Genomic DNA, 12,582 nt, shown 5'->3' with positions numbered 1-12,582 from the left:
ACCTGTCGTCCAAGACCGGGGCACTCGGCACAGCCGGTCCGCTCACGCTGAGGAAGGACGCAGCGGCAAGGTCAGGGTGCCGTTCGGACGGCTTGGCGGATCAGGGCTGTCACGTGACGCGGGTCGGCGCATGCGTCGGCTGCGGCGAGTTCGATCCAGTGACCGTCGGCCCTGCGCACCAGGCACCATTCACCGTCCTCACGGCGGAAATCCCACAAGGCGCCGTCGCTGATGGTCAGTTCCATCCGGCAACGGCACTGCTCACGATCAGGGAGCGCGGGCCGCGGAGTCCGGCAGACGTGGTCTGCGGTGAACAGCTTCGCCGCGTCGCCCAGCAGGCGGCCGACCTCGGTGATGGTCTCGTGCGCGTCGGCGGGCAGCGGTGCCAGGCGCTGTGCCGCGGCCAGACGGCGCAGGGGTTCTTCGATGTCGGGCGCCACGGCGGTGGAGGCGGCGTATCCCGCGGATCCCAGAGCCGTCTGTGCCAGGCCGAGCCTGCCGGCCTCATCTGCTTCCCGGGCGGCTCGGTCCGGGTCTGGCATCGCGATGTCGCCGCGTTCGGCCATCACGTCCAGGTGCGCATCGAGCTTCTCAAGCGCCTGTCCTGCGGCGGTGATCTGCGCGCACAGGGCGGAGGCGGTGTAAGCGACCTGCTGAGGGATGTAGAGGGCCCACTCGCTGTCCAGGCCTGCGAGCACGCCGTCGGCCGCTTCGGCCCCGGCGATGGCCAGGGCGATGACGTCGCCGGGTTCGCCGACCCCGTCCCCCTCGGTGATGGCGCGCACTCCCTTGCACGTATCGCCGATGAACTGCACGTCGTCGTGTTCGTCCTCGAACCGCCGCCACAGTGTGCGCTGGGCTGAGTGGTGCACCAGGTCTCCTCGCCGATCGGGTACGGCCGGGCATGCGCTGCGCTGCTTCATGCGTCAACGAGCCGGGCTGCCCTGTGGGGATCGGCCGATCGTGGGAGCACCGTGACAAGCAGGCGGGCGCTGTCGCTGCCTTTCATTCGGCCGGCGGTCCGGTGCTGGTCCTCGTCGGTGACCAGGGCGACGGCGTGGATGATGTCGGCTCCCGGGAGGGCCGCGCGGGGCTGGGAGGCGCGGAGGGTGGCCAGGGCGAGGTGATCGGCGAGGGCGCGGACCTCGGCCCGGCGAGGTCCGCGAGCAACTCGCCTCGTTTGCCGGCTCCCGCGCTCCCCCGCCGGGCCGCCGCCGGCGACCCGCGCTGGAACGCGGCGTGTGCGCGCTTGAGGCCCAGCACGGCGGCCAGCGCGAAGACCCCCTGCGATCGCGTCGGTGAGCAGCGGTGTGCACCCGCAGCGTGTGAAACGGGCCGGGCTGCCTACGCCACGGCGGCCGGGACAGCGTCCTCGGTCGTCCAGTCCCTGTCGAAGAGGGCGGCGACCAGGCGTACGTCGGCGTCGGGCAGTTGGCCGGTGCGGTGTTTGGTGCGGGCCTTGGCGAGCCAGGCGCCGATCTTGACGGTGTCGCCGTCGACGCGGATCGTCTCGCGGGCGGCGGGGCGCGGCCTTCGCTGTGCAGGAAGAGTTCCAGGAGCTGGGCGGTCTGGGCGAAGGCAGACCCGGCCCTCTTCCAGATCCCCGGAGACGACAGCGGCGCAGCCGGCTTCATGGAAACGTGGACCAGCGTCCTGCGCAAGCAGACCACAAGGGCCCGGGAGCGGGTTGCCTCATAGTTTCTCTGTAGAAATTCCGCTCTGCGGGCCTACTGCCCCCGCAGAGCGGAAGGCGGGATCTCCCTGCAGCGGACAGTCACTCAGTGGTTCTTCAACGGCCGTCGCACGGGTCGTTGTCCACGGGCACCGGCTTGGTGTCGGCCGCCAGGCAGGAGGAGTACACCCGCGGCGAAGTGGGCTGCGGCTCCGGTTCCGTCGCGGCGCTCACGGCGATAATCGCAACGGAACCGGCACAGATCAGCCCCGCTATCGCGGCGAGCCCTGTACGGCGGCTCACCGGTCGCCGCTGAAGTGGTCGAGAAGTGCATCATGGCAGTCGTGCGCGCCGACCCGGGTTCGCGAGAAGGCCAGCACACCGTCGTCGTTGCCTTCCACCTTGGCCTTGGCCAACTGCGCCTCGATGTCCGCAATGTACTCGGCGCACTCGGCGCTGACGGGCTTCTCGGGCCGCGGGTCAGGCGCCGGAACGGCGTCCAGTGCGGCGGTGGCAGCGACACCGGCCACGCACAGCACCGCCCACGCGGCAACCCACGTGCGGCGGCTCATCCGTAACGGCTTGGGCATTCAGGCATCCTATGAGCGTCGCAGCGGGCTGTGTCGCCAGGTCACACCAGGCTCCTCCAGAACCCTGGAGACGGGTCACACTAGGAACAGCGTCTGCTGCTACGGGGTGATGCGGGTCCCAGGGACGGAGTGGATCTGCCAGCGTGCCCAGTCGCGTCGGGTGTGCGCGGCCATTTCTGCGGTGGTCAGGGCGGTGGCCTTCGCGGCGGCGAGACGCTGATGCCACGGGTCGGTACGGGGGCCGGTGAGGAGGGCTTCCAGCAGTGGGCCGGCGAGGACGTGGTGGTCGAAGAGGGCAGGGCCGGCGCAGGCGAGCAGCGCCAGTGGCGGCAGGTGGGCAGGGCGCAGCGCGGCCAGTGCACGTCGTACGGTGGGGGCGGCGCCCCAGCAAGTGTCCAGGATGAGGGCCTTGGCCGTCAGCGGGCTGTTCAGGGACGCGAGGTCGGTGTCGAGGAGGCCCTCGGGGTCGGGTCCGGGGTAGGAGTGCGCGCAGATGTAGAGGACGTCCACGTCGGCGCCGAGCGCGCGGTCCGCAGCACCGGGAGGCACGATCAGGACCGGCTGGGTCGGGGACGGCGCGGAGTTCACGCCGCGCAGATAGGTCAGACGGACGGCGACCCGGCGCGCGTCCGACTGGCAACGCGGAGACCGGGCGGGCGCGGCCACCAGGACCCGCAGATTCCGCACGATGCGAATGCGTCGGCGGCGCACGCGGGAAGTCCGGCCCAGTGCGGGGAGGAGAATGCGGCGCGGCATGTGCGGCCCGAGCCGTGCACACGGCTCGACAGGCTCCTGGCCGCGGGTGACAGGCTGCGGGTCGGTCTCAGGCATGGTCAGATCCTGTCGAAAGCAAGGGTGGCGCGGTCGGGGCACAACAGCTCTGCAGAGTCGGCTTGCAGGAGCGGCCCGCAGCCGCCCTCGCACAGGCCGAGGGGGCGCGGGCGGCTGCCCGGCCCACGCTCATCGGGCCTGGGCCCGGACGTGGTAGCGCTCCTACAGCCGGCCCAGCATGATGCGGCAGTACTCGGCCAGTGGCCGGTGCTGGTCCTCGTCGATGACCAGAGCAACGGTGTGAACTCCGTCGGCATCCGGTATCGCGGCGCGGGGCTGGGAGGCGCGCAGGTTGGGCCAGTAGCGGCCGTGCGCGAACCCGGATGCCGCCCGCCAGGCGGCGCCCACCTTGACCGCGGTGAGACCTGCCGTGGGGGCGGCGGCGAGCAGGATCTGGTGGGTCCTGGGTGCGGTGAGCGGAGCCAGGGCGAGGTGGTCGGCGATGGCGCGGATCTCTGCCCGGCGCTGCGCTCCGCTCAGGCCGCCGCCGGTGGGGAGGTGGCCCGTGTCCTGTTCGTGCTGGTGACGGTTGCGCATGTCCTCGTCCCACAGCGACAGCGCGCGGCGCCGCCGTTCGGCCCGGCCTGCGCCGTCCAGGAGCCACAGGCCGGTGGCGAAGTTCTCCAGGGCGCCGCGCAGCAGGGTCCAGGGGCTGGTGGGGTCGATCTCGCCGGCCGCCGTCAGGCGGCGCAGCGCGTCGGCGTGGGCCAGGCCTGCGGTGTAGGAGGCGCGGATCAGGTGAGCGGCCGCGTAGGCGCCAAGTGGTGCGTCGTCGGTGGCCAGGCTGCTGGCCGGGGCGGGGGCGGGCAGCTGCCGGTAGGCGCCGTCTGTACGAGCCTGCTCGCTCTCGCGGAAGAGGGGCAGGAGATAGGCGCCGTTGAAGGCCTGCGTGCTCATGACCGGCCACGGTAGAAGCCAAGAAGCAGAAGAGGTAGCGGATTTGGGTGCTGCCCAGGTCGGGGAGGGTCGGCACCTGTGTCTGGTGCCGGCTCCCCGTGCGTCTCCCCGGTGGGCCGGGCCGGTCCACACCGGTCACTAGGCGCGGCCGCCCTGGGCACTGGCTCAAGCCCGTCCTCGCCGCCTCTGGCCTGGCCCTCTCCGCCGCGGGCCGCTCCGCCGCGGGCCGCTCTGCCCGGGCCTGCGTTGCCCGGGGCAGAGCAAGCGAAGGAGGGGCTATGGGGTGGTGTCCTTGGCGGTGATGCGGTCGTCGAGGTAGATGACGGCCGTCGGTCCGTCCGCGCCGTTGGAGGGAACGACGTTGTCCAGAGCCTGGGAGATCGCGGCGCCGACACGGCGTCCGATGGAGCGGTCCAGTTCGGTCCAGGGGCCGCGCAGAGTGTCCGGCTGGATGTTGCGGCACCAGCTGAGCACGGCGGCGAGGGTGGTACCGGACAGCGGCACCGTGACCATCGCGCCCTCCTCGGCGGTGACCTCGTCCTGTGCCGGGGGCCGGAACGCGCTGCCCTGCCCTCGTTCGTGGCCGGTGATGGTCGTCTCGCTGTCCTTGGGGACGTTCTCCAGCAGGTAGGCCCAGGTGTTGCGGTGGCAGCGGACGCGTGCTACCCCAAGGCCTGCGGCCTTGGCCATGTCACCGCGGAAACTGTCGTAGCTCGCGGGCCAGTTGCTGTAGGGCGGCTTGCCTAACAGCTTGGCAATGAATCCCAAGAGTGTTCCTTCCCTGACGGTGCACGGACTTCGGGCACCGGTGATCGGTCTGAACGCGACAGGGAAGCCTGCCACCTCACGCCCCGGTCCATCCCACCGGTTACGCCGCGAAGAGCCCACGGTGCAACGAGGAAGCCTGGCTCGCTCACCGCGGGGCCTCGTTGATCGGGGTCCATGCGCGCCAGGGCGCCGGCCTCTGGCAGGCGGTTGGGCGCAGGTCAGCCGACCTCTTCGAGACCGCGCGAGCGGCGCAGGACCCTTATCCCCAGCGCCCTGCGCGGCGCCGCCTACGGCTGCGGAGCCGACGCCGACGACGGGCCTCATGAGCGCGCGGCGATCCGGGCAGTCAGTGCGCGTACCGAGGGGCGGCGGGCCTCGCCTGGCGCGGCAAGTTCCAGAGCAGTTGGCGGCTGCCGGGAGTCCGGGGGTGTGGTGCTGCATCCCTCGCGGGCGGGATACCGGTCGATGCCGGAGGGCTCGCTCAGCCTCAGGCCGTTCGCGGGGCGGGGGCTCCCGGGGCTGGAGGGTCGAGCCGTGCGATGAGGGTACGGCAGACCCGCTGGAGTTCCTCGTCGTGGTCGATGCTCTGGAACCTGCCACCGCGTCGGGGCTGGGCCAGTTGCTCGCGGAGCAGGGGCAGGGCAGGTGCCGCAAGTGGGCCCATGCGGTCCAGACAGACCACGACGTGATTGGCCGTCGCCGAGTTCTGGGCCATGGCCAACAGCAGGGTGTCCAGGACGGCCGGTGCCTCGGCCTCGCCGCCGACCTCCCAGAGCGCGGCCGCGCAATGCACCCGGACCCATTCGTATTCGTGCGTCAGGAGGTTACGCAGGCGCGGCAGTGCGATGGAGGCGGACGGGCCGATCTCGCCGAGCAGATCAGCCGCATCACTGATCCGGAAGGTGATGCGGTCGTCGAGGAGGAGGAGCAAAAGAAGTAGGACCTCGGCCAGGTCGCCGTCGAGGGCCCACAGCGCGGCGACGGCGGCAGGACGGACGTGCGCGTCGGTGGCGGTGGTAAGCGCCCGGATCGTGCCCTTTGCGCCGGTTGCCGCCGGGCCGAACGCACCCAGGGCCTTCAGGGCTGATCGCGTGACGCCGTGCTGCTCATGGCGCACCGCGGCGCCGAGCGTGTCCACCACCACGGGAACCGCGGCCGGGTCGCCGAGCGCAGTCAGGGCGGCAAGGATCGCGTTGGCGCTCATCTCGTTCCACTGCTGGGAGAGGTCGATGCGGCGCAGGTGGTCGCAGAGCCGGGGCGTCAACTGGTCGGCCGCCTGCGGCAGATACCCCGTGACCTGGATCGCACGCCAGGCGTCGACGTCGCTGTCCAGCGCGGCCAGCAGACTCGGCAGCGCGCGTGCGTCGCCGAGGCGGGCCAAGGCTCGCACGGCCTCCTGGTGGCTTCTGCGCAGCAGAGCGTCGGGGGCGGCCCATACGTGAGGGCCGTGCGCCGCACGTTGGGCGTCGACGCGCGCGGCGAGTGCCTCCCGGGCCGGGACGGCGATCGGATGACAGGACTCCAGCACGGCTGCGGCCTCGGCGGCAACCTCCTGGTCGGCCGTGGTGAGCTGGTCGGCGACCAGCAGGAGGAGCCGGGTGTGATCCCCCCGCCAGGTACGTATCAGCTCCCCGCTCATACGGACCGCATCCAGGCGCGAGCCGGGGTCGGCGCTGCTCAGCTGCTCGGCCAGCACCGCGGTGCGCTCCGGCACCCGGGCACCCAGGACTTCGTGGAACGTACGCAGCAGGGCCGTGGTCGGTGCGTACACACGCGTGTGCCGGTCGAGATCTTCGAAGGCGGCGACGATCTGGGGCGCAACTGTGTCCGTGGGTGCCGCCGGGCGGCTGGGGGCCTGTGCGATTGGCCGCACGGGTATGGCGTGGGCAGTCTCGCGCAGCAGGCCGACGGCGACCGGCACGGCATCCTCACCGATCTCATCCGGGGCGCAGCGGGCCCGCTGGACCACGGCCGCGAGCCGGGTCACCGGGCCCCGGGCCGGGTCGGCGGCAAGCCCGGAGAGCCAGCCCGTCACCTGTTGCGTGGCCGCCGGCAGGCGCAGTGTCAGGGTGGCCGCCGCCTCCACGATCCGTAGCCGCACTTCGAGGCCGCGCTCAACGTCCATGCGCTCGCGCAGCACAGCGGCGGCCCGGTCGGCGTCGTCAAGGAAGAGCCCGAGCCCGGGAATCGCGGCCAGGCGTACGTCCGGGTCGAGGTCGCAGGAGAGTTCGGCGAACTGCTCACCCCGCTCGCGTAGCAAGGCGACAGCCTGCCCGCAGCCCATCGGCGGGTAGTACTCGATCTCGGTGCCGTCGTCCTCGAAGCCCAGGTCGAGGGACTCCCGGCCGATGCTGACCAGCAGCGCGACGACGGCGGCCCGCTCAGGCGTGGCATCGTCGGCGGCCAGCTCGAACAGGAAGGGCAGGCTGGCTGCCGTCGACGGGTACACGCTGCCCTGGTGGTGGACCGCGCCGTAGAAGCGGTTGAGGGCCTTGTGGCGTTCCTCGGTGTCCGGGGAGCGCAGCGCCCACAGCAGCGCCGGTACCTCCTCGGCCGGGCCGTACGCGTGCTCCATCGAAGCCCAGTCGATGTCATGAAGTCCGTCGAACATGATCAGCACCATGCCAGGTAGCACTGACAATGGGACGTCCCGGGACGGGGCCGTACGACGCTCGTCGGCGCAGCTCCCGGGCCGTGCGCGGGCGGAGTCAGCGTCCGCTACGCGTCGCTCAGCGGCCCCAGGTCCCGCACGTCTCCTTCGCCCTGCTCCATCAGCGAGGCCGTCAGCGCCTCATCGACCGGCTTCACACTGACTCGCGACCGTCGTCGGCCGGCTGCGTCGCATCACTGACGGCCGTCACCATAGTCGGGCTCAGAGCCGGGGATACTGTCCTGTCCTGCGGCGGCGTTGCACGGAAGAAGGCGCGCAGGGGTTCATCGATGGTGTCTTCGCGGCCGGTGCCGTCGGCAGCGGCGTCGAGGAGGGGTGCGAGGTCTTCAGTGTCATAAGGGGTGAGGACGAGCCAGCGCAGAACGATCTGCCGCACGATCAGCCGGAGTTCACGCAGGGCAGCCCGCTTCTTGCTCTCGTCCTGGTCTTTGAGGACGTCCCCATGCACGTACTTGGAGCGGGCGCTGTAGGCCTCCTGCACGATTGTCTCGACGTGCTGGCGCAGAGGCGGGGTGAGGAACAGGGCGGCTGCGCGGGTCCGGATCCTTTCGCTGATGCCCTCATGCTTGTCGTTGGGACTGGCCATCAGGGCTTCCAGCGCGATGACGTAGTCCAGATGCAGCTCGTCGATCTCCTGTTCCCACACACCGTCGTCGTTGTAGGTGCGCTGGTAGGCCTGCAGCAGGTGCCGGGCGGCGCGCTCCAGGCGCAGGGCGCGCCTCCTGGGCAGACTTCGGCCACTGGTGGTGCCATCTATGACGGCGTCGACCTTCGCTGTCACGGCGGTGCAGAAGGCTCGCAGGCGCGGGAGTTCTCCCGGGTGGTGTGGAAGCTGCCGATCTCGCGGACTTCGACTTCCTCGTGCCTGTTGTCGTGGTCTTCGTAGATCTGCAGGGTGGTGGGCACGTGGTTTTGGTGCAGGCCGAACTCGCGGCCGCGCTCGACATCGAACACCGCGTCGACGTGGAGGAGTTCGGGGCTCCACAGGATCAGCGGCAGCAGCGCCCTCCAGTGCCGGGCTTCCGGCCGCGGGCCGGTGAAGTCGAACCAGGGTGCGCCGCTGCGGTCCGACGCACGGTCCGGATCGGGGACGTGGAGGAACGGTGCGCCAGCCAGGAGACGGAGGTCGAGCCCGCCCGGCTGGAGGTCGTAGAGGGCAGGTATGGGGCCCAACTGCCTCAGCTCGTCGGCGGTGAAGGTCTGCAACGTGTACCGGCCCAGCAAGATCCGTGTCCCCTCGGGGAGGTCGCCGGTCAGCAACAGCCAGTCCTCCACTGCCGGCGCGGGCGCCGTGCAGAAGGCGACGAAGCTGTCCGCCACCTCTTCCACCGGCACCGTCGCCCCCTGGGCGACGAGACGGGTTGCGTCACCCAGTCCCGATCCGCCCAGGAGCAGAGACGATCGAGGCAGCCAGTCACCGTCGGTCTTGCCGTACAGGTCGCGGTGCTCGGATTTCGGCGCGGCTTCCACCACCGCGTTGATCACGGTGCCAAACTCCGGCTGCGTCGCCAGTGCTACATCGGTGATGGCCTGGGGCATGGAGGGCAGGGCGCGTGCCTGCTCAAGCCAGGTGAGAACGGCCTGACGCAGGTGCGAGGTGTCTTCCATGCGGCACGCAACTAGCGCACCCTCGGCGCCCGCGAGACCCCAACCATCACAACCACAGCTCTCGGCCCGAGCGTCCGTTCCTGCGTTGGCCACCCTGACGCGATACCGGCGACTACCTGCGCTCCGCGGTCCCCAGCCGCCAGTTTCGCGGAGGGCGATGATGTCGATCGGAACTGAACGTCCCTTCCCGCAGGATGCGGTGTCGCGGTGCAACCAGCGCAGCGCGCTGGTTGCACCGCCCGGGCCGCGCGCAAATTCTCACGTAGAGGGCGCATGCCAGGGCCATGTCGCGGACAAACACCAGGCAGGACTCGGACACGGCCGCACACACCGCAGCCCGGCGTCTGTCTCCCGAGTCGCCTTTGAAGGAGCAGCCGGTGACACCGCCCATTCCCGAATCCCTCTCAGCGCTGCGGTGGCGCTGGATCCTGCTGAGCACCCGGCACCGGGAAGTGCGGTTCGTGTACTGGCCGCCATGGCGCCCGACCGGATACCGGAACCTGCGGATGTTCGACCGGGACGGATACAACATCGGCCGATTGGTGTGGGTGGTGTGCGACGCATGCCGGATCGGCAGCATCAACAAGATCTCCATCGACCCCGACCGCCACCGCCAGGGCCTCGGGCGGCGCCTGATCCACCGGGCCCTGGCCGATGGCCCCGGTTACACCTGGCAGACCACCCACCAGTCCCCCAGGCCAAGAAGTTCTTCCCCGCCCTAGAGGAGGACTGGGGGGTTGCGCTGCCCGAGTTCGGCGGGGTCTGCGAGCACCTCGCCTCGCCCGCCGGCTCCCGCACTCCTCCGCCGGGCCGCCGCCCGCGGCCCGCGCTGGAACGCGACGTGTGACAGCAGACGAACCTGCGACTTCTGTCTGCGCCCTGCGCAGTAGATGCGGTCCGAAGGGGCCGGGTGACGAGAGAACCTCGGCCGGAGCTGGAAAGCCGTGAGAGGCACTGCGCAGAGTGCGGTGTCCTCAGGCGGCTCGGGAGGAGGGGGCCAGCCGCTTCCACGGACCGGTGTAGGCAGTGCCGCACCGGGTGCACTTGGCGAGGTAGAGGGCGGAAGTGGGGATGTGGGCGGGCGAGGGCACGACCGTGTGGGTGGTGCCCTCGATGACTGTGGCCAGGGCGGGCCACGGAGGCAGACAGGTGCAGGTAGGCGGAGCGGTCTCGAAGTGGCCGGTCATGCGGGCTCAGGGGCGGCCGGGGGGCGGGAGCGGCGGCCGTCGGGCGCGCGGCCGATCTGGTGGGCGACGGTCTGGATCTCGCTGCTCGTGTAGGCGGTGCGGATACCGGAGGGTGTCATGCCGCTGGCCTGGGCGAGCGGTTCGAGCTTGTAGGGGCGGTCTCCGTGGAGTTCTCGTCCGTAGGCGAGGAGATGACGGATCTCGCGGTCGGCAGCCTCGCGGGCGGCGCGGGCGTTGCCGAGGGCGATCAGCAGGGGGTCTTCACGCTGGTCGTCGTGGTGGGCTTCAAGCGCGAACGTAGGTCCTGGTCTGCCTGGCCACCGCCCTCGACGAGGCCGTCGCCCCCGTTCTCGCCGCGCACCCCTCGCCTGGACCGGCGAGCACGGAAGCCATACCGGCGCGCGTGTCACCCTCACCGACGAGGTGATTGGCGAGGTGTTGACGAGCTGGCCGGACGGGCCATGATCGTCTGTCATTCTGGCCCCATGATCGATGACAGCAGCCCGGACCGCATTGAGGACGACACTTACGAAGAAGTTGTCGCAAGCGTCGAAGATCCCACCGCCGACGAGTACCAGCTGTCGACCCGGACAGCAGACGGTCCGCCCCTCGCCTGAAGTCAACTTGAGATGCCGGGCGGCCTTACGCACCTTCGCCTCCGCCCTCGCGCACGGATCGGGTGTCAGCGAGGCCGGCCCGGTACTGCAAGGTCGGACCTCCTAGGCCTCGGGGCGAGAATGGGGCGCTCAGACGGGCGGGATGCCTTGGCTGCCGCCGAAGACGAGCTTCACCAGCGCTTTGATCGTGTTCTGGGTTCCCGGACGCGTTGCCAGGAAGGAGATCATCAGTAGGGCGAGGAGCGGCGGCAGGATTTCCATGGGAACGTATCCACTTACGCCGGGCGGTTCCCTAGAAGTGGGGTCGATCCGGCTCGCCCCGGTGCAGCCGCTGGCGACCGCCCTAGGGCGTGTCCGCAAAGTCGCTTGCTCGTTGGTCGGTTCGTGGTGCGTCGTCATGAGCTGAGCGATGAGTCGTGGGCGGTGATCGAACCGTTGCTGGCCCCTCCCCGGATGGGCCGGCCGGTGCGGGACCGCCGCCAAGTGGTGAACGGGATCTGGTGGAAGCTGTCCACCGGCGCGGCCTGGCGGGATCTGCCCGAGCGCTATGGGCCGTGGAAGACCGTCTACGAACGCTTTCGCCGCTGGTCGGCGGACGGCACCTGGGACCGCCTGCTCGCCCACGTCCAACAGCACTCCGACGCCGTGGGAGCCGTCGACTGGTCGATCGTATGCATCGACTCCACGACCGTGCGGGCCCACCAGCATGCCGCCGGGGCCCGAAAAGGGGGCCCTGGCCGGGCGAGGCGATCGGCCGGTCCCGCGGCGGACTGACCACGAAGATCCACCTCGCCTGCGACGGCCGGGGGCGACCCCTGGCCTTCACCCTCACCGCTGGCAACGTCAACGACTGCACTCAGTTCGAGCAGGTCATGGCCCGCATCCGCATCGAGCGGTGCGGGCCGGGCCGTCCTCGCACCCGGCCGGAACTGGTGGCCGCCGACAAGGGCTACTCGTCCACGAAGATCCGCACCTATCTCCGCCGACGAGGCATCAAGGCCGCCATCCCCGAGCGGATCGACCAGATCAACGGCCGTATCCGGCGAGGCGAGAGCCGGTGCCGGCTCAACCGCGCGGCCTACCGCCGGCGCAACGTCGTCGAACGCTGCTTCAACAGGCTCAAGCACAACAAAGCCCTGGCCACCCGCTACGACAAACGCGCCCGCCACTACCAGGCCCTGGTCACCCTCGCCTGCCTACGACTCTGGCTCCCCTGACTTTGCGGACACGACCTAGCCATCCAGGCGGCGTCGACACTTCACGGGTTCGCCCTTCGTTCGGCCCAGAAGTCGTAATACTCATCGCTGACGAAGCCGTGGTTGACCCAACGCTGGGGGTCTGCGGCGAACTCGCACCGGGCCAGTTCCAGGGCCTCCTCAGGGGTGGGCAGGACAGCAAGCACCCGGCCCCAGGTCTCATCGTCGGGGTCCAGGGGCGGGAACTCCGTGACGTCGAGGAAGCTGTCGGTGCTGACGTCTTCGACCTCGCTGAGGTAGACGGTAACGCCCTTGCGGCCAGGGCCCAGGGCGATCCATCGAAGCCCCGGGCGGCTGTCACGTTCGGTGGCGCCGAGGAACTGCTCGATCTGCCGGCCGCGGCGAAGGGCGCCGAGGGCAAAGGCAGGGGTGAGGTGCCGCAACTCAGTTCCCCTGCTCGTACTGGTCGGGCAGACGCCCGAGAGCGATAGATCAACAAGGTAGATCAGGGTGTACCTGCGGGTCCATCCCGAAGGCGGCATCGA

14 protein-coding genes and 1 pseudogene are annotated in these 12,582 nt (G+C 70.4%); 3 read left to right on the top strand and 12 right to left on the bottom strand.

All coding sequences use genetic code 11. From position 1 onward, the window contains the following. Positions 1–71 precede the first annotated feature (71 nt). From OG736_RS46595 to OG736_RS46560, 8 genes are all read right to left on the bottom strand, one after another. On the bottom strand, positions 72–872 hold the full coding sequence (locus OG736_RS46595) for a hypothetical protein (RefSeq protein ID WP_327188230.1): 801 nt from the start codon (positions 870–872) through the stop codon (positions 72–74). A 1,099-nt stretch (positions 873–1,971) separates the two neighbouring features. Continuing rightward, on the bottom strand, positions 1,972–2,262 hold the full coding sequence (locus OG736_RS46590; protein WP_327188229.1) for a hypothetical protein: 291 nt from the start codon (positions 2,260–2,262) through the stop codon (positions 1,972–1,974). A 99-nt stretch (positions 2,263–2,361) separates the two neighbouring features. Further along, positions 2,362–3,093 carry a hypothetical protein gene (locus tag OG736_RS46585; protein WP_327188228.1) on the bottom strand — a complete coding sequence of 244 codons (732 nt, stop codon included), beginning with the start codon at positions 3,091–3,093 and terminating at the stop codon, positions 2,362–2,364. A 162-nt stretch (positions 3,094–3,255) separates the two neighbouring features. Beyond that, entirely contained in the window at positions 3,256–3,990 is a 735-nt protein-coding gene (locus tag OG736_RS46580; protein WP_327188227.1) for a hypothetical protein, read from the bottom strand. Between the two features lie 276 nt (positions 3,991–4,266). After that, entirely contained in the window at positions 4,267–4,758 is a 492-nt protein-coding gene (locus OG736_RS46575) for a hypothetical protein (RefSeq protein WP_327188226.1), read from the bottom strand. A 487-nt stretch (positions 4,759–5,245) separates the two neighbouring features. Continuing rightward, positions 5,246–7,369: a HEAT repeat domain-containing protein gene (locus tag OG736_RS46570; protein WP_327188225.1), complete on the bottom strand. Its 2,124-nt coding sequence runs from the start codon at positions 7,367–7,369 to the stop codon at positions 5,246–5,248. 193 nt (positions 7,370–7,562) lie between these two features. After that, positions 7,563–8,210 carry a hypothetical protein gene (locus OG736_RS46565; protein ID WP_327188224.1) on the bottom strand — a complete coding sequence of 216 codons (648 nt, stop codon included), beginning with the start codon at positions 8,208–8,210 and terminating at the stop codon, positions 7,563–7,565. After that, positions 8,207–9,037, bottom strand: a complete 831-nt coding sequence (locus OG736_RS46560) for a hypothetical protein (RefSeq protein ID WP_327188223.1) — start codon at positions 9,035–9,037, stop codon at positions 8,207–8,209. The genes OG736_RS46565 and OG736_RS46560 overlap by 4 nt, the downstream gene beginning before the upstream one ends. A 377-nt stretch (positions 9,038–9,414) precedes the next feature. Between OG736_RS46560 and OG736_RS46555 the strand changes: the two genes are divergently transcribed. Next, the gene (locus OG736_RS46555; protein ID WP_327188222.1) at positions 9,415–9,759 is read left to right on the top strand and encodes a GNAT family N-acetyltransferase; all 345 of its coding nucleotides are present in this window, start codon (positions 9,415–9,417) and stop codon (positions 9,757–9,759) included. A 252-nt stretch (positions 9,760–10,011) separates the two neighbouring features. Here OG736_RS46555 and OG736_RS46550 read toward each other — a convergent pair whose 3' ends face one another. Further along, positions 10,012–10,224 (bottom strand): hypothetical protein, encoded by a 213-nt coding sequence (locus OG736_RS46550; RefSeq protein WP_327188221.1) that lies wholly within the window; start codon positions 10,222–10,224, stop codon positions 10,012–10,014. Next, a complete protein-coding gene (locus OG736_RS46545; RefSeq protein ID WP_327188220.1) occupies positions 10,221–10,700 on the bottom strand; it encodes a hypothetical protein in 480 nt (159 codons plus the stop codon). Before OG736_RS46545 ends, OG736_RS46550 begins: the two co-directional genes overlap by 4 nt. Before the next feature lie 9 nt (positions 10,701–10,709). On the opposite strand from OG736_RS46545, the gene OG736_RS46540 reads away from it, so the two are divergent. Continuing rightward, positions 10,710–10,841: a hypothetical protein gene (locus OG736_RS46540; RefSeq protein WP_327188219.1), complete on the top strand. Its 132-nt coding sequence runs from the start codon at positions 10,710–10,712 to the stop codon at positions 10,839–10,841. A gap of 129 nt (positions 10,842–10,970) precedes the next feature. On the opposite strand, the gene OG736_RS46535 is transcribed toward OG736_RS46540, so the two are convergent. After that, positions 10,971–11,102 (bottom strand): hypothetical protein, encoded by a 132-nt coding sequence (locus OG736_RS46535; protein ID WP_327188218.1) that lies wholly within the window; start codon positions 11,100–11,102, stop codon positions 10,971–10,973. Positions 11,103–11,228: 126 nt separating this feature from the next. Between OG736_RS46535 and OG736_RS46530 the strand changes: the two are divergent. Beyond that, positions 11,229–12,058, top strand: a pseudogene (locus OG736_RS46530) (IS5 family transposase). A 41-nt stretch (positions 12,059–12,099) separates the two neighbouring features. Here the strand turns inward: OG736_RS46530 and OG736_RS46525 are convergent. Further along, positions 12,100–12,480, bottom strand: coding sequence for a hypothetical protein (locus OG736_RS46525; protein WP_327188217.1), 381 nt, complete (start codon positions 12,478–12,480; stop codon positions 12,100–12,102). Positions 12,481–12,582: the final 102 nt, after the last annotated feature.

Origin of the sequence: Streptomyces sp. NBC_01334, assembly GCF_035983595.1 — a bacterium.
GTDB classification, from domain to species: Bacteria; Actinomycetota; Actinomycetes; order Streptomycetales; family Streptomycetaceae; genus Streptomyces; species Streptomyces coriariae.
Note: the sequence above shows the minus strand (reverse complement) of the source record. Positions and strands in the feature narration are given on the sequence as shown.

Excerpts from the sequence above, each read along its gene's own strand:
- OG736_RS46580 (WP_327188227.1), bottom strand. The coding sequence starts at position 3,990 with ATGAGCACGCAGGCCTTCAACGGCGCCTATCTCCTGCCCCTCTTCCGC.
- OG736_RS46545 (WP_327188220.1), bottom strand. The coding sequence starts at position 10,700 with ATGACAGACGATCATGGCCCGTCCGGCCAGCTCGTCAACACCTCGCCA.
- OG736_RS46535 (WP_327188218.1), bottom strand. The coding sequence starts at position 11,102 with ATGGAAATCCTGCCGCCGCTCCTCGCCCTACTGATGATCTCCTTCCTG.
- OG736_RS46550 (WP_327188221.1), bottom strand. The coding sequence starts at position 10,224 with ATGACCGGCCACTTCGAGACCGCTCCGCCTACCTGCACCTGTCTGCCT.
- OG736_RS46570 (WP_327188225.1), bottom strand. The coding sequence starts at position 7,369 with ATGTTCGACGGACTTCATGACATCGACTGGGCTTCGATGGAGCACGCG.
- OG736_RS46590 (WP_327188229.1), bottom strand. The coding sequence starts at position 2,262 with ATGCCCAAGCCGTTACGGATGAGCCGCCGCACGTGGGTTGCCGCGTGG.
- OG736_RS46540 (WP_327188219.1), top strand. The coding sequence starts at position 10,710 with ATGATCGATGACAGCAGCCCGGACCGCATTGAGGACGACACTTACGAA.
- OG736_RS46560 (WP_327188223.1), bottom strand. The coding sequence starts at position 9,037 with ATGGAAGACACCTCGCACCTGCGTCAGGCCGTTCTCACCTGGCTTGAG.
- OG736_RS46585 (WP_327188228.1), bottom strand. The coding sequence starts at position 3,093 with ATGCCTGAGACCGACCCGCAGCCTGTCACCCGCGGCCAGGAGCCTGTC.